This is a genomic window from Janibacter zhangyanbonis (assembly GCF_050507325.1).
Taxonomy (GTDB): Bacteria; Actinomycetota; Actinomycetes; order Actinomycetales; family Dermatophilaceae; genus Janibacter.
The window spans coordinates 2,962,903-2,985,137 of the sequence record NZ_CP191481.1 but is presented as its reverse complement, the minus strand read 5'-3'; the positions used below and the strand labels follow the sequence as shown (position 1 = coordinate 2,985,137).

Annotated in this window: 20 protein-coding genes, 1 tRNA gene and 2 pseudogenes; 11 read left to right on the top strand and 12 right to left on the bottom strand. The window is 67.1% G+C overall.

The window, feature by feature from the left end:
• Positions 1-29: 29 nt before the first annotated feature.
• The 4 genes from ACQBJO_RS14695 to ACQBJO_RS14680 all read right to left on the bottom strand — a co-directional run bounded on the left by ACQBJO_RS14695 (position 30) and on the right by ACQBJO_RS14680 (position 5,657).
• Positions 30-1,262 (bottom strand): glycosyltransferase, encoded by a 1,233-nt coding sequence (locus ACQBJO_RS14695; protein WP_421009232.1) that lies wholly within the window; start codon positions 1,260-1,262, stop codon positions 30-32.
• Positions 1,255-3,339: an ArnT family glycosyltransferase gene (locus ACQBJO_RS14690; RefSeq protein WP_255184445.1), complete on the bottom strand. Its 2,085-nt coding sequence runs from the start codon at positions 3,337-3,339 to the stop codon at positions 1,255-1,257. Before ACQBJO_RS14690 ends, ACQBJO_RS14695 begins: the two co-directional genes overlap by 8 nt.
• A gap of 117 nt (positions 3,340-3,456) precedes the next feature.
• Positions 3,457-4,929 carry a sensor histidine kinase gene (locus ACQBJO_RS14685; RefSeq protein WP_421009233.1) on the bottom strand — a complete coding sequence of 491 codons (1,473 nt, stop codon included), beginning with the start codon at positions 4,927-4,929 and terminating at the stop codon, positions 3,457-3,459.
• On the bottom strand, positions 4,926-5,657 hold the full coding sequence (locus tag ACQBJO_RS14680; protein WP_255184443.1) for a response regulator transcription factor: 732 nt from the start codon (positions 5,655-5,657) through the stop codon (positions 4,926-4,928). Before ACQBJO_RS14680 ends, ACQBJO_RS14685 begins: the two co-directional genes overlap by 4 nt.
• A 129-nt stretch (positions 5,658-5,786) precedes the next feature.
• On the opposite strand from ACQBJO_RS14680, the gene ACQBJO_RS14675 reads away from it, so the two are divergent.
• Entirely contained in the window at positions 5,787-6,209 is a 423-nt protein-coding gene (locus tag ACQBJO_RS14675) for a hypothetical protein (protein ID WP_255184442.1), read from the top strand.
• 73 nt (positions 6,210-6,282) lie between these two features.
• Positions 6,283-6,355 (top strand) — tRNA-Arg (locus tag ACQBJO_RS14670).
• 145 nt (positions 6,356-6,500) lie between these two features.
• Here the strand turns inward: ACQBJO_RS14670 and ACQBJO_RS14665 are convergent.
• The 3 genes from ACQBJO_RS14665 to ACQBJO_RS14655 all read right to left on the bottom strand — a co-directional run bounded on the left by ACQBJO_RS14665 (position 6,501) and on the right by ACQBJO_RS14655 (position 8,917).
• Positions 6,501-7,499: a tyrosine-type recombinase/integrase gene (locus ACQBJO_RS14665; RefSeq protein ID WP_430407117.1), complete on the bottom strand. Its 999-nt coding sequence runs from the start codon at positions 7,497-7,499 to the stop codon at positions 6,501-6,503.
• A gap of 128 nt (positions 7,500-7,627) precedes the next feature.
• Positions 7,628-7,822 (bottom strand): helix-turn-helix domain-containing protein, encoded by a 195-nt coding sequence (locus tag ACQBJO_RS14660; RefSeq protein ID WP_192910948.1) that lies wholly within the window; start codon positions 7,820-7,822, stop codon positions 7,628-7,630.
• A 330-nt stretch (positions 7,823-8,152) separates the two neighbouring features.
• Positions 8,153-8,917: an IS6-like element IS6100 family transposase gene (locus ACQBJO_RS14655; RefSeq protein ID WP_001389365.1), complete on the bottom strand. Its 765-nt coding sequence runs from the start codon at positions 8,915-8,917 to the stop codon at positions 8,153-8,155.
• A 63-nt stretch (positions 8,918-8,980) separates the two neighbouring features.
• On the opposite strand from ACQBJO_RS14655, the gene ACQBJO_RS14650 reads away from it, so the two are divergent.
• Genes ACQBJO_RS14650 through phnN form a run of 7 tightly spaced genes read left to right on the top strand, consistent with a single transcriptional unit; the run spans position 8,981 to position 14,737 of the window.
• The gene (locus ACQBJO_RS14650; protein ID WP_430407116.1) at positions 8,981-9,310 is read left to right on the top strand and encodes a carbon-phosphorus lyase complex subunit PhnI; all 330 of its coding nucleotides are present in this window, start codon (positions 8,981-8,983) and stop codon (positions 9,308-9,310) included.
• A complete protein-coding gene (locus ACQBJO_RS14645) occupies positions 9,307-10,170 on the top strand; it encodes an alpha-D-ribose 1-methylphosphonate 5-phosphate C-P-lyase PhnJ (protein ID WP_329864237.1) in 864 nt (287 codons plus the stop codon). Before ACQBJO_RS14650 ends, ACQBJO_RS14645 begins: the two co-directional genes overlap by 4 nt.
• Positions 10,167-10,946, top strand: a complete 780-nt coding sequence (phnK, locus tag ACQBJO_RS14640; RefSeq protein WP_329864236.1) for a phosphonate C-P lyase system protein PhnK — start codon at positions 10,167-10,169, stop codon at positions 10,944-10,946. Before ACQBJO_RS14645 ends, phnK begins: the two co-directional genes overlap by 4 nt.
• Positions 10,943-11,665 (top strand): phosphonate C-P lyase system protein PhnL, encoded by a 723-nt coding sequence (gene phnL, locus ACQBJO_RS14635; protein WP_421009280.1) that lies wholly within the window; start codon positions 10,943-10,945, stop codon positions 11,663-11,665. The genes phnK and phnL overlap by 4 nt, the downstream gene beginning before the upstream one ends.
• Complete coding sequence (locus ACQBJO_RS14630; RefSeq protein ID WP_329864234.1) at positions 11,662-12,375, top strand: DUF1045 domain-containing protein; 714 nt, start codon at positions 11,662-11,664, stop codon at positions 12,373-12,375. The genes phnL and ACQBJO_RS14630 overlap by 4 nt, the downstream gene beginning before the upstream one ends.
• Positions 12,372-13,526, top strand: a complete 1,155-nt coding sequence (locus tag ACQBJO_RS14625) for an alpha-D-ribose 1-methylphosphonate 5-triphosphate diphosphatase (RefSeq protein WP_421009279.1) — start codon at positions 12,372-12,374, stop codon at positions 13,524-13,526. Before ACQBJO_RS14630 ends, ACQBJO_RS14625 begins: the two co-directional genes overlap by 4 nt.
• Entirely contained in the window at positions 13,523-14,737 is a 1,215-nt protein-coding gene (gene phnN / locus ACQBJO_RS14620) for a phosphonate metabolism protein/1,5-bisphosphokinase (PRPP-forming) PhnN (protein WP_329864283.1), read from the top strand. Before ACQBJO_RS14625 ends, phnN begins: the two co-directional genes overlap by 4 nt.
• A 309-nt stretch (positions 14,738-15,046) precedes the next feature.
• On the opposite strand, the gene ACQBJO_RS14615 is transcribed toward phnN, so the two are convergent.
• Positions 15,047-15,628 (bottom strand): recombinase family protein, encoded by a 582-nt coding sequence (locus tag ACQBJO_RS14615; protein ID WP_330194025.1) that lies wholly within the window; start codon positions 15,626-15,628, stop codon positions 15,047-15,049.
• A gap of 394 nt (positions 15,629-16,022) precedes the next feature.
• On the opposite strand from ACQBJO_RS14615, the pseudogene ACQBJO_RS14610 reads away from it, so the two are divergent.
• Positions 16,023-16,595, top strand: a pseudogene (locus tag ACQBJO_RS14610) (tryptophan--tRNA ligase); the annotation flags it as partial.
• Between the two features lie 5 nt (positions 16,596-16,600).
• Here ACQBJO_RS14610 and ACQBJO_RS14605 read toward each other — a convergent pair.
• Positions 16,601-17,948: pseudogene (locus ACQBJO_RS14605) on the bottom strand (ISL3 family transposase).
• A 167-nt stretch (positions 17,949-18,115) separates the two neighbouring features.
• Between ACQBJO_RS14605 and ACQBJO_RS14600 the strand changes: the two are divergent.
• A complete protein-coding gene (locus ACQBJO_RS14600) occupies positions 18,116-18,541 on the top strand; it encodes a hypothetical protein (RefSeq protein WP_430407115.1) in 426 nt (141 codons plus the stop codon).
• Between the two features lie 639 nt (positions 18,542-19,180).
• Here ACQBJO_RS14600 and ACQBJO_RS14595 read toward each other — a convergent pair.
• The 3 genes from ACQBJO_RS14595 to ACQBJO_RS14585 are packed head-to-tail and all read right to left on the bottom strand — an operon-like array spanning position 19,181 to position 22,221.
• Positions 19,181-19,867, bottom strand: coding sequence for an HAD family hydrolase (locus ACQBJO_RS14595; RefSeq protein WP_390466914.1), 687 nt, complete (start codon positions 19,865-19,867; stop codon positions 19,181-19,183).
• Positions 19,830-20,903 carry an ABC transporter ATP-binding protein gene (locus ACQBJO_RS14590; RefSeq protein WP_069388519.1) on the bottom strand — a complete coding sequence of 358 codons (1,074 nt, stop codon included), beginning with the start codon at positions 20,901-20,903 and terminating at the stop codon, positions 19,830-19,832. Before ACQBJO_RS14590 ends, ACQBJO_RS14595 begins: the two co-directional genes overlap by 38 nt.
• A 19-nt stretch (positions 20,904-20,922) precedes the next feature.
• Positions 20,923-22,221 carry an ABC transporter substrate-binding protein gene (locus tag ACQBJO_RS14585; RefSeq protein ID WP_217987208.1) on the bottom strand — a complete coding sequence of 433 codons (1,299 nt, stop codon included), beginning with the start codon at positions 22,219-22,221 and terminating at the stop codon, positions 20,923-20,925.
• Between the last annotated feature and the right edge of the window lie 14 nt (positions 22,222-22,235).

Below are 22,235 nucleotides of genomic sequence, written 5' to 3'. Positions count from 1 at the left end.
CGGGGTCCTGTCACGTCCGGGGCCCCGGGTCAGCGAGCGCCCTCCATCTCACGGACCTCCTCGACCACCGGGTCCGGTGTCGCCGGCTCGCTCCCACCGCGGTCGGCGAAGATCCACGAGCGCATCGCGACGAACTTCGCGACCGTCGCCACGACGTTGGCGACACCGATGACGATCGTCTCGACGGCGACGGGCGCGCCCGGCCAGACCGTCTGGACCACTCCGAGGGCGCCGGAGGTCATCGCCCACGTCACCGCGAAGACGAGCAGGCCCTGCGCCTGGTGACGCAGGCTCCCTTCGCTCCCTCTGATCCCGAAAGTCCACCGCCGGTTGGCCCAGGTGTTGGCGATCGTCGCGAGCAGCAGGGCGGTGACATTGGCCGTCTGCGAGCCGAGCCCGACCACCGTGGCCAATCCGGCGAAGAGGCCGAGGTGCAGCAGGGTCGAGGCCACGCCCACCGCGCCGAAGCGCACGACGTGCGCCCCCACCCCCGACGAAGGGGGGACCCGCCCCATCTCCTGCCGGATCGCCTCCGTGGGCAGCAGCCCGGCCGCGAAGGAGCGCTGCATCCGCCGCACGCCACGCAGGTCGTCCCGGGCGGTGCCGATGACGTCGACGCGGCTGTCGGGGTCGTCCCACCAGTCGACGGGCACCTCGTGGATGCGCAGGCCGCAGCGCTCCGCGATCGTCAGCAGCTCGGTGTCGAAGAACCACGTGGGGTCCTCGACGAGCGGCAGCACCACTCGCGCGACGTCACCGCGGATCGCCTTGAAGCCGCACTGGGCGTCCGAGAACCGGGCGCCGAGGGCGGCACGGAGCACGAGGTTGTAGGAGCGGGAGATGAGCTCGCGCTTCACGCCGCGCACGACCCGGCTGTCCTGGTGCAGCCGGGTGCCGATCGCCAGGTCGGAGTGACCCGACATGAGCGGGGCGACGAGTGGCCACAGGGCGTCGAGGTCGGTCGACAGGTCGACGTCCATGTAGGCGAGCACCGGTGCCGGCGACGCGAGCCACACCTGCTTGAGCGCGCGGCCACGACCCTTCTGCTCCAGCCGCACGAGGACCACGCCGGGCAGCTGCCGCGTGAGCTCGGCGGCCACGAGCGGGGTGGTGTCGGTGCTCGCGTTGTCGGCCACCGTGATGCGGAAGGGGTAGGGGAAGGTCTGCCGGAGGTGCTCGTGCAGCCGGTGCACGCTGGCGCCGAGCGTGTGCTCCTCGTTGTACACCGGGACGACGACGTCGAGCACGGGCGCGTCAGACATTGCTCGCCCCGTCGGTGGTCGTGGTCGTCGAGGAGGAGGCCGGCTGGGTGAGGTCGTAGAAGGTCGAGCCGTCGATCGTCACCTCGGTGAAGTTCTCCTGCACCCAGGTGGAGATCTGCGAGCCCGTGCCCGAGCCACCCATGCCACCGCCCATGCCGCCACCGGCGGCGAAGTAGTGGATCTCGCCGTCCTCGACGTACTGCTGGAACTGCTCGAGGGTGGGGGAGGGGTCGGAGCCGTTGAAGCCGCCGATGGCCATGACCGGCAGCTCGGTGCCGAGCTGGAGGCCGGCCGCGTTCTGCGAGCCGATGGCGGCGGCGACCCAGGTGTAGGAGTCGGCGTCGGCCGACAGGGCCGCGACGACCTCGGTGCTCGGCGTGCTCGCGTCGAGCAGGCCGCCCATGCCGCCGCCTCCCGTCCTGTTGGGCGCGGTGGTTCCGCCCTGCGAGGGCGCGGTGGCTCCCGTGCCGCCCGTTCCCTGAGAGGGCGCGCCGGTTCCGGTGCCTCCCGCTGCCTGGGGCGGCGCGCCGGCGCCTGCCCGAAGGGAGCCGCCACCGGGAGCGCCCCCGCCGCCGGGGCCACCGGTGGACGGGCCGGCCGTGATGATCGAGCCGGAGTAGCCCTGCGAGAGCGTCGTCGCCGAGTAGGCGGCCGGTCCCGCGAGACCGGCGATGATCGCCACGGCGGCGATGACCGGGACGGCTCGGTGGTGGACCCGGGCGATGACGAGGAGCATGAGGGCCGCGGCCAGGCCGGCGGCGAGGACGGCCACGCGCAACCAGCCGTAGTCGGTCGTGCGACTGAGCAGGATGAAGCCCCACACGCCTGCGGCGGCGCTCGCCACGGCGAGGGCCACGGAGCCGACGGAGTCCTCCCTTCGCTCCCAGGCCTCGGCGGCACCGGCGCCGACGAGAACGGCGACCGCCGGGGCCAGGGCCACGGTGTAGTAGTCGTGGAAGATGCCGGCCATGAAGGAGAAGACGAGCATCGTCACGAGGAGCCAGCCGCCCCAGACGAGGTAGGCGGCGCGACGCACGTCGGTGCGCGGCGCGCGGCCGCGCAACCACAGACCGACGGCGAGCAGCACGAGGGCGCTCGGGATGAGCCAGGAGATCTGGCCGCCGGAGCCGGACTCGAACATCCGCAGCAGGCCCGTCTGGCCCCAGCCGTTGCCGCCCCCGACGGAGCCGGTCTCGTTGCCGTTGATCCGGCCGAGGCCGTTGTAGCCGAAGGTCAGCTCGAGGAAGGAGTTGGTCTGGCTGCCGCCGATGTAGGGCCGCATGCTCGCGGGCACGAGCTCGACGATCGCGACCCACCAGCCAGCCGTGAGAAGCATCGTGGCGACGCCGACGAGCGAGCCGACGGCACGGCGGCGCAGGGTGGTGTCGGCCGCGACGAGGAAGGCGATGCCGAGGAAGGGCACGACGAGCAGGACCTGCAGGGTCTTGGTGAGGAAGCCCAGGCCGACGAGCGCGCCGACGAGGGCGAACCAGCGGACCGATCCCCGCTCGATCGCGTGCACGGTCGCCCAGGCGGCGGCCGTCATGAGGAGCACGAGGAGCGCGTCGGGGTTGTTGAAGCGGAACATCAGCACGGCGACCGGCGTGAGCGCGAGGACCGCGCCGGCGAGCAGGCCGGCCCCGGCGCCCCAGTGCCGCTTGACGCTGGCGTGGACGAGCCCGACGCTCGCGACCCCCATGAGCACCTGCGGCACGAGGATCGACCACGAGCTGAGGCCGAAGAGGCGCACCGACAGGGCCATGACCCACAGCGAGGCCGGCGGCTTGTCGACGGTGATCGACCCGGCCGCGTCGGAGGCGCCGTAGAAGAGCGCGCTCCAGCTCTGCGACCCCGCCTGCACCGCAGCGGAGTAGAAGGAGTTGGCCCAGCCGTTGGCGCTGAGGTTCCACAGGTAGGCGAGCGCCGTGACGAGGAGCAGACCGAGCAGGGCCGGTCGGGCCCAGCGCGGGTCGGTGTCGGGGCCGCGCCACAGGCGGGCCAGGCGGGTCGGCGGTGACGTCGCGCTGCGGGGCGCCGCCGCGACCGCTGGGGGCGGGGTGAAGGTCATCGTGTCCATGACCGCCACGCTCCGGCCCGGCCCTGTGCGCCTGCTGTGGTCACCCGTTGGTCGGCGTGTGAGCCGCCCCCGCTGGTCGAGGTGCGAGCGCCAGCGAGCCTCGAGACCGCCCGCACCTCACCCCACCGGCAGCGTCACTGTGAAGACCGTGCGGCCCGGGGTCGACTCCACGTCGACCTCCCCAGCGTGGGCGCGGGTGACCGCGGAGACGATCGACAGGCCGAGGCCGGTGCTGCCGGAGGCGCGCTGGCGCGACCCGTCGCCGCGGGTGAACCGCTCGAAGACGTTGGGCAGCAAGGCTGCTGGGATCCCGGGTCCGTCGTCCTGCACCGCGAGGACGGCACGCCGGCCCCCTTCGTCGAGGCGAAGGGAGGTCCGCACCGTCGTCCCTGCCGGCGTGTGCGTGCGGGCATTGGCCAGGAGGTTGGCGAGGACCTGGTGGAGGCGGGCGCGGTCGCCGACGACCTCGACCGGCTCGGGGGGCAGGTCGAGCTCCCAGCGGTGGTCGGGGGCGGCGGCCCTGGCGTCCCCGGTGACGTCGATGGCGAGCATCGTCAGGTCGACGGGTTCGCGCTCGAGGGGGCGGCCGGTGTCGAGGCGGGCGAGGAGCAGCAGGTCCTCGACGAGGTCCTGCATGCGCAGCGCCTCGGACTCGACCCGGGAGAGGGCGTGGGTGACCCCCGGGGGCACGGGATCGGGCTCGCGGCGAGAGAGCTCGGCGTAGCCGCGGATCGATGCGAGCGGCGTGCGCAGCTCGTGGCTGGCGTCGGCGACGAACTGGCGCACCCGGGTCTCCGACTCCTGCCGGGCACGCAGCGCTCCGTCGACGTTGTCGAGCATGCTGTTGAGCGCCAGACCGACCTGCCCGACCTCGGTGCCGGGATCGACGTCGGGGACGCGCTCGGCGAGGGCGACGTCACCGGAGTCGAGCTCGAGCTCGGAGACCCGGCGCGCGGTGCCGGCGACCCGCTCCAGGGGCTGCAGGTTGCGGCGCACGAGATAGGTGCCGCCGGCCCACACGCCGACCAGGCCGACGAGGCTGGAGCCGACGACGATGAGCACGATCGCGGTCACGGTGCTCTCGATCGGGTCGACGGGCACGCCGGTGATCGCGGTCCAGCCGTCGGCGGTGCGCACCGAGACGAGGCGATAGCTGCCGATCGTGGAGCCGAGATCGATCGTGCGCGGCGTGGTGCCGAGGCCCGCGTCGTCGAGCTGCTCGACCTGGGCGTCCGTCAGCCGGTCGTTGTGGCCGGCGGCGTTGACCGCGTAGTTGAAGGGCTCGCCGGTGCGCCGGTCGATGGCGACCTCGCCGTCGAGCAGGACGAGGTGGAGCACGGCATTGCTGCTGCCCGCGGGTGGTCCGCCGCGGGGCCCGCCGGGCCCGTCGGGATCGGTGCCGTCGATCGTCGCGACGAAGCGGTCGGACGCGTTGACGAGATCGTCGTCGACCTGCTGGGTGAGGTACTGGTGCGCGGCGATGCTCGTGAGCGTCCCGGTGAGCGCGGTGACTGCGAGGAAGAGCAGGAGCACCGACGCGACGAGCTTGGCCCGCAGCGTCCACGTCGACGGACGGCGAAGGGAGGTCATCTCGCGGGCTTGAGGACGTAGCCGGCGCCGCGCATGGTGTGGATCATCGGCTCGCGGCCGGCGTCGACCTTCTTGCGCAGGTAGGAGATGTAGAGCTCGACGACATTGGCCTGGCCGCCGAAGTCGTAGTGCCACACCCGGTCGAGGATCTGGGCCTTCGACAGCACACGGCGCGGGTTGCGCATGAGATAGCGCAGCAGCTCGAACTCGGTGGCTGTCAGGGTGATCTCGTCACCGCCGCGCACGACCTCGTGGCTGTCCTCGTCGAGGGTGAGGTCGCCGACGACGAGCAGCGAGGAGGCCTCCTGCGCGACGACCGCGGTGCGACGCAGCAGTGCCCGGACCCGCGCGACGACCTCCTCGAGGCTGAAGGGCTTGGTGACGTAGTCGTCGCCGCCCGCTGTCAGGCCGGCGATGCGGTCCTCGACGGCGTCGCGGGCGGTGAGGAAGAGCACCGGCACCTCGGGCTCGTCGGCGCGCATGCGGCGCAGCACCTCGAGGCCGTCGATGTCGGGCAGCATCATGTCGAGCACCACCGCGTCCGGGCCGAACTCCCGTGCCGTGCGCACGGCCTCGGCACCCGCGCCGGCGGAGCGCACCTCCCAGCCCTCGTAGCGCAGCGCCATGGAGACGAGCTCGGTGAGGTTGGGCTCGTCGTCGACGACGAGCACGCGCACGGGCGAGCCGTCCGGGCGGGCGAGTGGGGGGAGTGCGGTGCGCTGGGCCATGGCGATAGTCAACCCCCTTCGCCCCGCGCTCCGCCATGTGTCCGCTGTGCGTCACCTGTGAAGCCCTCCGTAGGCACGTGACGGCTGCGGCACAGGTCCACCACAGCCGGGCGCCCGAGCGTTGACGGCATGACGACACCTCCGCAGGACCCCACGACCCAGCCCACCCCGCAGTACGCGACGCAGACCTTCGCGGCGCAGCCGATGTCGCCCAAGACGGCTCCGGCCATCAACCCGCCGCGCTGGCGTGGCCGCAAGACGGCCGTCGCCGCCGCCCTGGCCATCGGGCTGAGCTCGGCCGGTGCCGTCGCCGCTGCGGCCACGGTCGAGCAGGGCAGCACGGGACGCGAAGGGGGTGGCCCCGGCGGTGGCCAGGGCTTCCCCGGCGGCCAGGCACCGCAGGGCGGGATGAACCAGCAGGGCGGGACGAACCAGCAGGGTGGGACCGGGCAGCAGGCGCCCGGCCAGACCCAGCAGGGGCAGCCCGGCACCGCTCCGGGCGGGCAGACGGGTGGCCAGAGCGGGGGCGCCACGGGCTCCGCGACCCACTGACAGGACTCGATTTCGCCGCGCGGCCACGAGCAGGTACTCTCTTCACTTGTCGCCGAGCAGCGCTGGGCGGCGAGCGCCCGTAGCTCAACGGATAGAGCATCTGACTACGGATCAGAAGGTTTGGGGTTCGAATCCCTACGGGCGCGCTCTGTGTTGAGACAGACGGAACAGGCCCTGCCAGCGGCAACGCGGCAGGGCCTGACTCGTTCCTCGGGGTCCTGCGCAGCACGACGGCGACGGCCACTGACAGCAGCCGTGACAGCAACCGGGCGGCTCGAGCCCACCTGACCATCACCCGAACACCCCGTCGAGAGCGTCTGCCGCCGACCGAAGCGACGACGGCATGACGTGACCGTAGAGGTCGGTGGTCATGCTCATCTGGGAGTGACCGAGGACCTCCATCACCACGCGAGGTGAGACGCCTTGCGCCAGCAGCAGCGATGCGCACGTGTGGCGCAGGTCGTGGAAGCGGATCCGCCTCAGCCCGGCTCGCTCGATGGCCTCGTCGAGGAAGCGGTTGAGGTTGCGTGGCTCGATCATCGTCCCCTTCGACGTCGTGAAGACCAGACCGGAGTCGTGCCACGACGATGCCTCCTCACGCTCCAGCTCCTGGGATGCTCGGTGCTCGCGAAGGGTGTCGATCAGCACCTGGGGCAGGGGCAGGGTGCGTCGACTTCGGGCCGTCTTGGGCGATCCCGTCACCAACCCCACGCCCTTTCCGAGCCGCTGGACCGTCGACCGCACGCGCAGCACACCCACGTCGAGGTCGACGTCCTGCCATCTCAGGGCGAGCAGCTCGCCCTTGCGAAGGCCGAGGGCCACTCCCACGGCGAACAGCGGGCGCAATCGGTGCCCCTCCAGCGAGTCGAGGAATGTGCCCGCCTCGTCCGCGGTCCATGGAACGACCTCCTCCTTCTCGACGCGCGGTCCCTTGACCAGCGCCGCGACGTTGCGGTGGATCAGCTGATCGCGCTCGGCATCCGCGAGCATCGAGCGCAGCACGGCTCGGCTCAGCTGCACCGTGCGGGGCGAGACACCGGACTCCGAGACGGCGAGCAGCAGGCTGCGCACGTGCTGAGGAGACAGCGCGACCAGCCGCTGACGCCCGATGTGCGGCAGGACATGCCGGTCGAGGACCCAGCGATAGTTGCTGACCGTTGCGGGCTTGAGCCCCGACGCCCCGAGCCGCTCGAGCCAGGACTGCGCGTACTGCTGCACGGTCACCTCCACCGGCGCGGCCGGGATGTGCTTCCGGTTCAGGCTGAGCAGGTCAGCCACCTTGCCGGCCACCTCAGCGCGGGTCTTGCCGTAGACCTGCCGCCGCTGCCGGCCGCCGTCGCGGTTCAGCACGTAGACGGCGCCGGTCCAGCGTCCGTCCTTGCGCTGGTAGATGGACCCTTCGCCGTTGGCCCGGCGACTCATGCCGGAGACCATTCATCGCTGACCGCCGCCACGTACTCGCGAACGGCGGAGACCGGGATGCGACGCAGTCGACCGATCTTCACGCTGGGCAGGCGGTTCATCCGGATGAGGTCGTAGACCGCGGACTTCCCGACGTTCAACGCCTCAGCGGCTTCGGCCACCGTCATCAGCAACTTCTCTGCCATCGTCATGTCCTTTTCTCTAGTCCACTTCGGGTGGTGCGTCGTTGGGCTTTCCACAGGTCGTATTCGCGGGAGCGGGCGGCGGTGGCGAGGGCGAGGGCTTCTTCGGTGTCGTCGCGCCAGCCGGTGCCGGCGTAGGTCCAGGACCCGATGACTTGGGTGGTGGTGTCGGCGTCGTCGGCCAGGAGGCGGGCTTCGAGGTCGCGTGTGTCGAAAGGGGTGCCGGTGCGTCGGGACTGCGCGGCGAGTTCTTGCCAGCGTGATCGCGCGCGGCGTAGTGCTCCGGGCTCTGTTGCAAAGATTGGCGGCAGTCAGAGGTAGGCTGTCGCTCTGCGCCGATCAGGCGGCTGCTGCGAAATGGTGGTTGAGCATGCCCATGGCCTCCGTCAGCGCCGAGGGCCCAATGCCAAAAGCTCTCTCCACAAGGCGCACCTCGCCCCTGATGCCGGGCTGCAGGCACCAGGGGCGAGCCTGTCCTTTGCGCAGGGCTCGCATGACTTCGAATCCCTTGATCGTGGCATAGGCCGTGGGGATCGATTTGAAACCGCGCACCGGCTTGATCAGTATCTTGAGCTTTCCGTGATCGGCCTCGATCACGTTATTGAGATACTTCACCTGCCGGTGGGCCGTCTCCCGGTCCAGCTTTCCTTCGCGCTTCAATTCGGTGATCGCTGCACCATAGCTCGGCGCTTTGTCGGTATTGAGCGTGGCAGGCTTTTCCCAGTGCTTCAGGCCTCGCAGGGCCTTGCCCAGGAACCGCTTCGCTGCCTTGGCGCTGCGGGTCGGCGACAGGTAGAAATCGATCGTGTCGCCCCGCTTGTCGACTGCCCGGTACAGGTAGGTCCACTTGCCCCGCACCTTGACGTAGGTTTCATCCAGGCGCCAGCTCGGATCAAAGCCACGCCGCCAGAACCAGCGCAGCCGCTTCTCCATCTCCGGGGCGTAGCACTGGACCCAGCGATAGATCGTCGTATGGTCGACCGAAATGCCGCGTTCCGCCAGCATTTCCTCAAGGTCGCGATAGCTGATCGGATAGCGACAATACCAGCGCACCGCCCACAGGATCACATCACCCTGGAAATGGCGCCACTTGAAATCCGTCATCGTTCCGTCCGTCCAATCTCCGCCAAGCATGCTCAAGCTTCACGATTTTTGCAACAGAGCCAGATGATCAACCAGTTCACCGGCAACGCCGACACCCCCGCGCAGTTCACCCGCGGATACGGACTCGTGTTCGGGCGCGGAGAGCGCAAGGCCATGGCCATGTCCCTCGTCGACCGCTCACTGCGCGCGGACGAGTTCACGGAACGGGTCGTCGCCCCCGCTCAGGACGAAGAGTTCGTGCTGAGTCACGCCGACAACGTGCAGGCCGCGGGTTTCGTCGAGCACCTCAAGCTGCCGCACTACGTCGACTTCCAAGCGGAGCTGCACCTCATCACGCAACTGCGTCGTGAACACGGCGCCGACACCGAGACCGGTCAGGAGACCCCCGCATGAGCGCGGACGACATCGAGTACAACGTCGGCTACCTGGACGAGCAGACGAAACGGATGATCCGACGGGTGCTACTGAAAGCTGTGGCGATCCCCGGATTCCAGGTCCCGTTCGCGTCCCGTGAAGTTCCTCTCCCACGCGGGTGGGGCACTGGCGGCGTCCAACTAACCGCGGCGATCATCGGCTCTGACGATGTGTTGAAGGTCATTGACCAGGGGGCGGACGACACCACGAACGCCGTCTCCATCCGCGCCTTCTTCAACACGGTGACGGGCGTAGCTACTACTACACGAACCGACGAGGCGACCGTCATCCAGACCCGCCATCGGATCCCGGAGACGCCCCTCGTCGAAGGGCAGATCATGATCTACCAGGTACCCATTCCTGAGCCGCTCCGCTTCCTCGAAGCGCGTGAGACGGAGACTCGCCGAATGCACGCGCTGAACGAGTACGGCCTGATGTACGTGAAGCTCTACGAGGACATCGCGAAGTACGGCCATATCGCGAAGACGTATGACTACCCGGTCATGGTGAACGGTCGCTACCTCATGGCGCCGTCGCCGACACCGAGCTTCGACAACCCGAAGCTCCACCAGAGCGCGGCGCTCCACCTGTATGGGGCCGGCCGGGAGAAGCGGATCTACGCCATCCCGCCTTTCACCGACGTGGAGAGCCTCGGCTTCGAAGACTTCCCGTTCGAACCACAGCGATTCGAGCAGCCGTGCGCGATCTGCGGATCGACCGGTGTTTACCTGGACCAGATCATCACCGACGACGCCGGCGGGGCAATGTTTGCCTGCTCCGACAGCGACCACTGCGAGCGCGTCAGCGCACTCACTCACGAGCACGAGGTATCCGCATGAGCCTGCAGGGCCCCCTCCTCGAGGTCCGAGACCTCGGCCATCGCTACGGCGACCGCTTCGGCTGCCGCGGCGTCGACTTCGACCTGTGGCCCGGTGAGGTCCTCGCCATCGTCGGTGAATCGGGAAGCGGGAAGTCGACGCTCCTCAACACGCTGTCGCAGCGGCTCGAAGCCAGCGAAGGCAGCATCCGCTACCGCCGCGCAGACCGGGACGTAACCGACCTCGGCCAGCTCTCCGAGAGCGGGGTGCGTCGACTGTGGCGCAGCGAGTGGGGATTCGTGCACCAGAACGCCGCCGACGGACTGCGGATGCACGTCAGCGCCGGCGGCAACGTCGGCGAGCCGTTGATGGCGAACGGGTGGCGGAACTACCGTCAGATTCGTGGCGAGGCCTCGAACTGGCTGGAACGGGTCGAGATCCCCCGCGACCGGATCGACGATCCGCCCGCCGCGTTCTCCGGTGGCATGAGGCAGCGGCTCCAGATCGCCCGCAACCTTGTCGTCTCGCCGAGGCTGGTCTTCATGGACGAGCCCACCAGCGGACTGGATGTCTCCGTGCAGGCCCGCCTGCTCGACCTCATCCGCTCGCTGGTGAGTGAACTCGGACTCTCCATCATCATCGTGACGCACGACCTCGCCGTGGCGCGACTGATCTCACACCGCACCGTGGTGATGAAGGACGGGCGCGTAATCGAGTCGGGACTCACCGACCGGGTGCTGGACGATCCGCAGGCTCCCTACACGCAACTGCTCGTTTCCTCGATCCTGCAAGGATGACCATGAACACCGCCCCTCCCGTTCTCTCCGTCTCCGATCTAGATAAGACCTTCACCATGCACCTGCAAGGAGGCCAGGAGCTCGCGGTCCTGCGCGGGCTGAGCTTCGACGTCCACGCGGGCGACTGCGTTGTTCTCGGCGGCGCCTCCGGAGCGGGGAAGAGCTCCATCCTGAAGATGGTCTACGGCAACTACGCCGTGAACGCCGGGGCCATTCGGCTCCGTGCGGCGTCGACCGACCTCGACATCGCGACGGCCGATCCTCGCGAGGTCCTCGCCGCACGGCGTGACGCGATGGGATACGTCAGCCAGTTCCTCCGATGTGTTCCCCGAGTTCCCGCGCTCGAGGTGGTTGCCGAGCCTCTCATCGAACGCGGAACCGGCGCCGAGGAGGCGCTCGAGCGTGCAGGCGACCTGCTTGGGCGCCTCGGCATCCCGACCCGTCTGTGGACCTTGCCGCCGGCCACATTCTCCGGCGGAGAGCAGCAGCGCGTGAACATCGCCCGCGGCTTCATCGCCGACCTGCCGATGCTGCTGCTGGACGAGCCGACAGCCTCGCTCGACGCACGCAACCGTCGTGTGGTCGTCGAGCTCATCGCCGAGAAGCTCGGGGTGGGAACCGCCATCCTCGGAATCTTCCACGACGCCGAAGTCCGCGACGCGGTCGCAGACCACGTCGTCCCCGTCGAGAACTTCATCCCCGCAGCGGCAGCAGCATGACCGAACGCTACGCGGTGTACGCGATACCCGGGCTCGGTGACGCCGCGCCACGAGATATCGCGCTGAGATCACACGCCGAAGGATGGCTTGGCCGCAGCATCGACGATTCTCCGATCTCGGAATTCCATTCGCCTCACTTGGCCCGGGAGGCGGCCGACTCGATCACTACGGAGCCGCGGCGCTACGGGTTCCACGCGACGCTGAAAGCCCCGTTCCGACTCGCGCCAGGAAGGGCTGTCGAGGCTCTCAACGACGCAGTTGCCGAGCTGGCGGTTACCGCCCGACCGGTGACTATCCCGGCGCTGACCGTCGACCGGATCGGGCGGTTCCTGGCCCTCGTACCCGGAACGCCCTCGCCCGCACTCAACGCACTCGCTTCGCGTGTCGTTCGTGAGGTCGACCACGTGCGCGCCTCGACGACGCCTGAGGAGATCGCGCGGCGGCGACCCGAGACCCTGACGCTGCGTCAGCGCTCGCTGCTTGTCGACTTCGGCTACCCCTATGTTCTCGACGAATTCCGGTTTCACTTCACCCTCACCGACGGCATTGCCCTTGATGCTCATGACCTGCCGCGGGCGGTGCTCGAGACCTGGTTCGCGGACTGGCTCGGCGCTGATGTCCAACTCGACGCCCTCGCTGTAGTGCATGAACCCAAACCGGGCGCACCATTCCTTCTTCACTCCATCCACCCCCTGGAAGGCCTCCGATGACCACCGATCTCGTCTTCACCAACGCGCGCATCGTGCTTGAGCGAGAGGTTCTTCACGGATCGCTCCTCGTCCGCGACGGACGCATCGCCGACATCAGCGCAGGCCCATCCGAGCGAGGTATCGACCTCGAAGGCGACATCCTCATGCCTGGTGGTGTCGAACTGCACACCGACCACGTCGAACATCACCTCCGGCCCCGTCCGGGGGTCCACTGGGAAGCACTCCCCGCCCTGCTCGCCCACGACGCCCAGATGACCGCAGCCGGCACCACCACCGTCCTGGATGCGATCCGACTCGGTTCCGAGCCCTCCAACCGTGAATCTCTCGCCCGCACCGCCCGAGAGCTCGCGAACGCAATCACCACGGCCAGCAGCGCAGGACTGCTCCGGGCCGACCATGCGATCCACCTGCGCTGCGAGGTCTCAGCGGAAGACTGCTCGGATCGCGTCGAGGAGTTCGCATCGCACAAGGACGTTCGGGTCATCTCGCTGATGGATCACACCCCGGGGCAGCGGCAGTTCGAGGACGTGGCAGAGTTCCGCAAGTATTACCTCGGCAAGGGGATCGTCGGCGAGGGGGAGATTGACGCCTACATCGCCGGCATGATCGAGCAGGCCGCGCTGCACTCCTACCGGAATCGCAAAAACGCTGCTGGGATCGCTGCGGTGCGCGGAATCACACTCGCCGCCCACGACGACTCGACACGCGAGCAGGTGGAAGAGTCGGCGGCGTTCGGTGTGAAGATCGCGGAGTTCCCGACGACCGTCGCGGCAGCCGAAGCGTCCCTGGAACACGGCATGCTCACGGTCATGGGCGCCCCCAACATCGTTCGCGGCGGGAGCCAGTCCGGCAATGTCGCGGCAGCGGAACTGCTGAAACGCGGGCTGCTGCACATCCTCTCGTCCGACTACGTTCCGTTCAGTCCGCTGCAGGCAGTGTTCAAGCTCGTAGCGGCCGGCTCGATCACGCTCTCCCAGGGCGCGATGCTCTTCAGTGGAAACGCTGCAGCAGCCATCGGCCTCGACGACCGAGGGCGCATCGAGGCCGGCACCCGCGCCGACGTCATCCGCGTTCGAGACCACCGCTTCGACGGTGGAGCGTCCGTGCCGGTCGTGCGCAGTGTCTATCGCGAAGGTGTACGCGTCGCATGACCGGGGCCGACATGATCGCTGGCACGTTCGTCGCCATCATCGGTGCGAGCGGTTCAGGCAAAGACTCGCTGATCGCCCGAGCTCGTGCGCGCGCACGCGCAGACCTCGTCTATCCCCGCCGTTGCATCACCCGCCCACCGGGCGCTGGTGAGGACCACCTTCCGCTGTCTGACACGGACTTCGATGTGCTCTCGGCGCGAGGGCAGTTCGCGGTCGAGTGGGCAGCGCACGGACTGCGCTACGGGCTCACCACGGAGATCGACGAGCACCTGAGCGCCGGACGCTCAGTGGTGGTGAACGTATCGCGCTCCGTCCTCGGGGCCTTGAAGAAAAGATACAGATCGCTCGTAGTCATCCGGATAACCGTGAGCGATGAGGTGAGAGCCTCTCGGCTTCGCGAGCGCGGGAGAGAAGCGGGAGATGACATCGAGCAACGCCTTCGACGCGCCGACCCTGCCCCGCACTGGGCGGAAGACGCCGTCATCGAGAACCACGGCACCATCACGGAGGGCGGAGATCTCCTTGCCCTCACGATTGAGTGTCTCGTGGAAGGGCCGGCGGCGGAGCACCTGGGTGGGGACCTTGCCGCCGGCCACGGAAACCCCCTGCCGCCACAAGGGATCGTGCACGGCGGAGCCGTCATCACCGACAGCGTGATCGGCAGGTACACCGAGGTCGGAGAGGGGTCGCGCGTATCAGCGAGCGAACTGGGTGACTACAGCTACTGCGACCGCTACGCCGATCTCGCGAACACGACTGTCGGTCGCTTCTCGAACATCGCGAGCTTCGTGAGGGTGGGTGCGGTCGACCACCCGCTCGACCGTGCGTCTTTGCACCATTTCCTCTACCGGAGCAGTAAGTATTGGGGCGACGCTGATGATGATGACGAAGTTTTCTCGGCCCGCGCCGCGCGTCGGACCGTGATCGGCAACGACACGTGGATCGGCCACGGAGCTCAGATCAAGCCTGGGGTCATCGTCGGCGACGGGGCAGTCGTCGCGGCAGGTGCTGTCGTGACCAAGGACGTGCCTCCCTACGCCATCGTTGCAGGCGTACCCGCGACCGTAATTCGCCGTCGACAGCCTGACGACATCGCGGAACGCCTCATCGCGCTGGCGTGGTGGGACTGGGATCACGACAAGATCCGGGAGAACTTGGGTGCCTTCCGTCATGCGAACGTCAGCCAGTTCCTCGCCGCCCACGGCGTCTGACTCCCGTCACGCGCAGACTCGTCTCAAGGAGCTTTCTCCCTATTGGTCGGGTCGAGTCCAACTCCGGTTCGAGCTAGAGGCCGAGGGTCTTGACGTGCTGAACGATTGAACGTGGAGACATCGCCACGTACTTGTACAGGCAGGCGATAACGATCGTTTTCGGCAGCCTCGTCGACGTCGACGACCAGATGTGTCATTGTCCGAAGTCGTCGGCACAGCTGGCCCTAGTAATCCGGGCATTGTGCTGGGGACTGTGGACAACGCCCGATCTGTACTGGTGTGCACAAACCGACACTTTGCGGTCGAGTGCTAATCGGTGAGTGCTCTTGACCGGCGGTAGAAGGTTGCGCGGGACATTCCGAGGTCGCGGGCGACCTGTGCTGTTGGCTGGCCGCTTTGTACGAGGTGGAGGGCGTTGCGGATCTGGCTGTCCGTGACTCGCTGTCGGCGTCCGCCGAGATCCTTGCCGGCGATGCGTCGTTTGCTGATCGAGTCAACGATGCGCTCGCGCTTGATTTGGTGTTCCATCTGCGCGAGTGCTGCCATGACGGTGAACAGCATCGACCCCATCGGCGTGGACGTGTCGACGTCGCCGCCTCCCAGGTTCAGCACGCGCAATCCTGCGCCTCGAGCGTGGAGCTCGTCTGCGAAGGCGAGCATGTTCTGTGTCGATCGGCCCAACCGATCCAGTGTGGTGATGACGAGGGTGTCGCCGGTTTCGATTGCTTCGATCGCGCGATCGAATTGGGGGCGAGATGCGCGGGCACCGGAGACTCCGTGATCGGTGTACAGATCATCTCGGCGGACGCCCGCAGCCAGAAGGTCCACTTCTTGGCGATCCGCCGACTGCTGGCGGGTGGACACTCGTGCGTAGCCGATCAGCTTTGCCATTTCAGGGTTCTCCAGGTGTCTCGCAACTATGGGTGTGTACTCGTATCTTGTCAATCACTTGTGAGACATAGTTGTGAGAATCGCCGAGCCTGGGAAACTCGCGAACCATGTCAGTGTCCGAAGTCCTCAACACTCAGGCAGATGAGACGTCTCGTATCCCTAGGGTTATGAGACATCGGCCGTGGCGCACATCGGGCGCGCGGCATCTTCGCCATGGGGTAACCGCGTTCTTAGCGGCGACAAGCGGGTCACGCTATGCTCTTTCCATGCGTTTCGCCGTTTCGTCCTGGTGGTGGCTGCACAAGCAGCCGTAACGCACACGCGCGGGCTGCACGGCAGCCCGCGAAATTCGCGGTACTAACGTCCGTGTAGCTCCCTGAGTATCGGAGCAGACATGGACTCATTCACCGCCACCGCCGAACGCATGCCGGAGTTGCGCGCCTCAATCTCGGCGCACCCCGAGCATTATCGGGTCCTTACGGGCGAACGACCCACTGGACAGCTTCATCTCGGTCACTACTTCGGGACAATCAGAGAACGAGTGCGGCTGCAGATCGCCGGAGTTGAGACTTTCGTCATCCTGGCTGACTATCAGGTCATCACCGATCGAGAGTCTGCGGGCAACGTTCGTGAGAATGTCTACGGAGCGGTCCTTGATTATTTAGCAGCGGGCCTGGATTCACAATCGACAACGATCTTCACTCACTCAGCGGTACCGGCGCTCAATCAGCTTCTGCTCCCGTTTCTGAGCCTGGTCACGGAGGCCGAGTTGCATCGCAACCCGACGGTCAAGGCTGAGCTTTCAGCCTCAGGCCGCGCGCTGAGTGGGCTACTTCTCACCTACCCGGTCCACCAGGCTGCGGACATCCTTTTCTGCAAGGGCAACCTCGTGCCAGTAGGGAAAGACAACCTTCCGCATGTCGAGGTCACGCGAACGATCGCGCGCCGATTCAACGAACGATATGGGGCTCTTCACCGATGAGTGTGGGGTCGTAGGTTGAGGCCGCCGCCGATGAGGAGCATGCGGAGGCGGTAGTTGTCGCGGTTGCGAAAGCCGCGGGCTACGCGGCGGTGGAGCTCAATGAGGCCGTTGATGGCTTCGGTGCCGCCGTTGTTGGCGCCGTTGGTGTCGAAGTAGCCGAGGAACTCGCGGCGCCAGGTGTTCAGGGTCTTGCCCAGGCGGGCGACCTCGGGGATCGGGCATGAGGCGAAGGTGTCGAGGATCTTCTCGGCGACCGCTCGCCCGGCAGCATGAGTGGCCTGGTGGTAGGCGGAGCGGACCTGCTGGGCGCACACCCAGGCGACCTCGACCTCGAGGTGGCGTTCGTCGGCAGCCCACGCCGCCTCGAGCCGGGCGCGTTGTCGCTCGGTGAGGTTCTCGGCGCCGGCGCGCAGGATGTTGCGGATCCGGTACAGCGGGTCGTTCTTGCGGCCTCGGTGGCCGTGGATCTGCTGCTGGACACGTCGGCGGACGTCGTCGACGACGGCGGTGGCGAGCTTGACGACGTGGAAGGCGTCCAGGACCGAGCGGCGTCCTCGAGCTGGTCGTCGATCGCGTTCTTGTACCCGTGGAACGGGTCCAGCGTGGCCACCTCGACCCGGGCTCGGAAGGCCTGGCCGCGCTGGTCGAGCCAGTCCTTGTACACGGCGCCGGAGCGACCCGGGACGAGGTCGAGCAGCCGGGCCCTGGTGCGCCCGCCCGCATCACGGGTCAGGTCGACCATCCCGGTCAGCTCCTTCGGGCCGCGTCCGCCGTCCTCGATCGGCTTGGTCGAGACGTGATGCCACACATGTTCATCGACCCCGAGGATCGCGACCCCCTCGAAGCGCGACACGTCGTCGGCTGCGGCCTGCAGCAGCGGCCGGATCGACTCCCACACGGTCCGCCACCCTGTCCCGAGCTGGCGCCGTACCCCGTTGACGCTGGCGTGCTCGCGGCGGATCTGCTCGATCGCCCACCGGCACGCCCGGGCCGTCAACAACCCGCGAGGCGTCGCGACAGCGTCGTCCTGCTCCACGAACGAGCCGCCCCGCACGCGGGCTCCAGGCACAGCCAGCGGCGCTTGCGCCAGATGATCCGCACCGGCCGGCCAAACGCCGGCGCGTCGACCAGGCGCACCTCCACCCGTCCGTGGCCGCGGGCGATGACCCCGCAGGAGCGGCATCCCATCGGCTCCGGAGCCGACTCCACCGTCACGACCAACCGGTCGTCACCGTGCTGCTCGACAGCGATCACATGCAGCCCGGGTAGTCCGACGAGCACGTCGCAACGGTCGCAGTAGCCGCCGCGCACACGGCAGCACAACGTAGGCTCGGGCATCGTCGAGGTCCTTGCGATCAGGAGAGGTAAGAGTCCTCTGATCTTCGAGGGCCTCGACCCTTTCCACCCTTACCCCACGCCCCGGCGCGTCGCGCTCACCCCACACTCATCGGTGAAGAGCCCGATATGGCGAGGTCTTCCCAGAGCCAGTCGCGCTCATCACCGATGTGCCCGAGCTGCCGGGACTCGACGGCCGCAAGATGTCCAAAAGCTACGGCAATGCGATCGCACTAGGTATGACGGCGGACGAAACAGCAACAGTAATCAAACGTGCCCGCACCGATTCTGAACGCACCATTGCCTACGATCCCGAGAACCGGCCCGAGGTTGCTGGCCTTCTCTCAACAGCGGCGATCGTGCTCAGCCGAACTCCGGAGGACATCGCCGCCGAGATCGGAAGTGCTGGTGCGGGCGCGTTGAAGGAGTTCACGATCGAGGCGGTGAACGAGTTCTTGCGGGAACACCGAGCACGCCGCGCTGCCCTCACGTACGCCGACGCTGCAACGGCGCTCCGCGAGGGCAACGCCCGTGCCCAATCGATCGCACAGAGCACTCTCGACGAGGTACGAGCGGTGATGGGGATGCTGTACTGAACCGGCCGCGCCTCGAATCTGCTCGCCGTCCTCGGTGAGTCCCCGACCGGGCGCATGTGTCTCGTAACCTCCCTGTCGCATAACCCATGGGTTTCGCGAACCGGTTAGATGGTCGGTTCCACTGCCCCTACGCGCATGGGGTGTGTTACCGCCGCCGCATGGAGACGACACCTGAGGCGTCTAGGCAAGCGCGGTTGGTGTCAAAGGGGTCCGCGCTGGCCGTTGCGGCACTCTTGGCACCACTCCCAGTCTTCATATTTCTGGTGAAGTGGAGCGTTTAGTGCTGGGGCATACCGGACGGATGGATCATCCTGGTTAGCTTCATCTGCCTTCCGCTGTACATCAGCTATGTAGCTTTCGTCGCGCTGAGGATGCGCAAGTGGTCCGACGATAGCGACGTAGATCGCGTCTGGTGGATGGACGGTATGCCCTGTTCGAGCGCCTCCGCCACCCCGCTCCAGACGAACCGGGGTACGTGAAGCTACCGTCAGCTGGCGGGCGGGCAAGACGAGAGGACGCTCCCCGGGGACTAGTCGAGTCAGTGCGGCCGGTGAGATATCTCTAGATTCATGGGTTTCGCGAGCTTGTTTCCAGTGCAACGCGCAGGGGTACTGGCACTGCTTTCGATCCAGAGACGCCTCAGAGTCGCAAGCCCGCCGCGATCACGTCATCGATCCCGCGATGACGGAACGACTCCCATACCTGGATGCCATCCTGTGCCTCGACGGGTTGGGAGCCCCGTACGGCGATCACGCGGAGACCCGCGCCTCGCGCGCTCTGCACCCCAACGGTGGAGTCTTCTATTGCCACGGATTGCGAGCCAGAGACGCGTAAGTTGCGGAGAGCTGTCCGGTAGGCCTCTGGGTCGGGTTTTGGACGGGTGACCATATCTGCCGTCGTTACGTCGGCGAAGTATGGGTGAGGTAGCTGTTCGAGGACGGTGGCTGCGGTGCGCGAGGGGGACATCGTGACGAGTCCTTGGCAAACGCCCGCACGCTGCAGGGTCTCCAGCAGGTCGAGCGCCCCCGGGCGCCACAAGACTCCGTCGCGACGATTGAGATCCTCCATTCGTTCCGCCAGCAGTTTCACGACCACACGGCGTTCACTACGAGCTCCACGCTCACGGAGGAGATCCGCAAGACCAGGAATGGAGATGCCCGAGATCTCTGCCGGTTCAGGATCCCAGGGATGCGCTCCAAGCTCGCGCGAGAGCTGGGCGCACGCGTGCGCCCAGCTCGCCTCGCTGTCGATGAGCGTGCCATCGAGATCCCACAGGACGGCGCCGCCCCTACTCGGCATGAGCACCGTCGCGTGGCAATCGGGCACCCGTCTCGGCGTCGAACAGCAGAATGTCCGATGCGTTGAAGCCAATCGATACGGACTCGCCGCGATGAACCGAGACGCCGCGATCCGTGCGAACCGCGGCGGGGACGCCATCCACCGTGATTTCAAGGACCTGCGTCTCTCCCTCGAAGATCACCGTATGGACGAGGCCGGTCGCTCGGTAATCTGCGGCCTCTCGGAGGCGAAGACGCTCCGGCCGCACTCCGACCAGGACGCTGCGGGAGGCGGGCGGTGAGGCGATCACACCGAAGACGGTGCGATACCCCCCGTCCCTGCGCTCTCCGTCAAAGAGGTTCATGGGTGGCGACCCGATGAAACCAGCGACGAATGACGTCGCGGGATCGTGGTAAATCTCTTCCGGAGTACCTATCTGCTCGATTCGACCCGCGCGGATGACAGCAATGCGATCGGCCAGCGCCATCGCGTCGCTCTGATCATGGGTGACGTGGATGGACGTCGCACCGGTCGCGCGCATCAGATCGGCGATTTCCTGGCGCAGCGCGACGTGGAGCTGGGCGTCAAGTCCCGAGAGCGGCTCGTCGAGCAGAACGACGCGCGCGTTGCGCGCGAGCGCCCGCGCGAGTGCAACACGCTGACGCTGTCCGCCGGACATCTGTCGCGGCTTCCGGGACAGCAGCTCTCCAATACCCATGCGCCGCGCCAGGTCGATTGCCCGCGCCCGTGCCTCTTCGCGGGTGAGGCGCAGGCCGTGTCGCAGGCCGAGCGTGATGTTCTCAAGCGCACTGAGATGGGGATAAAGCGCGAAGTGTTGGAAGACGATCGCGACGTCTCTTCTGTGGGGAGGCAAGTCTTGCTGCGGTGTGCCCCCGATGACGACTTCTCCGGTGTCCAGCGAATCGAGCCCCGCAACGATCCTCAAGAGGGTCGACTTCCCCGAGCCGGAAGGGCCGAGGACGACAAGCGATTCGCCCGCGGCGACGTCCAGATGGATATCGCCGATGGCGGTGACGTCGCCGAAACGCTTAGACAGATGCCGGAGGGATACTTCAGCAGACATGACGGAGCTTCTTCCCTGGCTAGTTCGACAGTGCGTCGATGCGGCTGACGGTTTCGGGAACGATCTCTTTGGAAGGCTGAGCCTGGTCGATCATCCCCTGCACCATGTCCTGCAAGTATTGATTCGTGCGCGCGAGGCTCTCTCCGGGCCAACCGCCTCCGGCAACAGGAACTCCCTCATAGCGCCATGCGTATCCGAGCGGTCCCTGTGCTTCCGCCAGCTCCAGCAGCTCGGTCTTCGCGGCGACATCCACAGGGATATAGCTGTTTGCTTTCGAGCTCTCCACGATGACCGTGGGGTCCAACATCGCGCCGATGAGCTCTCCGGCGTATGCCGAGCGGCACTCATCGTCGGACAGGGTCATCCACCCGTTACCCCCAGCGGGGAGCACAGCACTTCCGCCATCGGGGATCGGCATGTCGGAAATGGTCCACTCGAAGGAGTCGCCGACGGCGGCGTCCACGGTGGCCCCCACGGCGGGTGTGCCGAAGAAGTAGGCAGCTTCTCCACGGGAGAAGACTGAGATCGAGTCCTGCCAGCTCACAGGGTCTTGAAGCTTCTCTGCACCGATGGTTTCGTAGATCTTCAGCGCCTCGTAACCCTCCTCGTTGTCAAAGCCAGCGGTGCCATCCTCGTTTGCGTACTCGGCCCCGCCGCTGCCGACGAAAGCCTGCACGAACCACCAGGCAATGTTGTCGCGAGGAATCTGGATCGGCGTCGTCACATCTGTCTTCTCTTGGACCTGCCGAGCGCCGTCGAGCACCTCAGAATGCGTGGTCGGGAGCTCGGAGACGCCCGCAGATTCCGTGAGCGTCGTGTTCGTATAAAGCACAGGAACAGAGATCTGGAAGGGTGCGACGTAAGTTTTCCCGTTGAGCGTGCCGACATCCAGGTAGTCGTCGATGTAGGTGTCTCTTAGCGAGGACCGGTCGATTTCGCGAGGGCTGTATTTCTCGACCCAGAATCGGAGTTGATCGAGCCCTAGCATGATGACGTCCGGGCGGGATCCCGCAGCGATATCTGCGACGATCTGCTGAGTGAGCTCGTCATAGCTCGTTCCCTCGGGAGCGGCCTTGAGGTCAACTGTGAGGCCGGGGTACGTCTCCTCCATCGACTTCTTGCCGAGCTCAGCCGCGGCTTGGCCCTGGTTGGCGTACTGAGCGGTGATGGTGACGCCGTCCGGTGAGCATTCCCCGATGTCAGCCTGCGTCGCAGGCGCAGCTTCTTCCGCGGGAGCGGAACACCCGGAGAGCAGGAGCACGGAGCTGATGAGGCCGGCGCCCAATGCGCTCATTCGTGTGATGCGTGAGTGGGACATGATTTCGCCTTCGT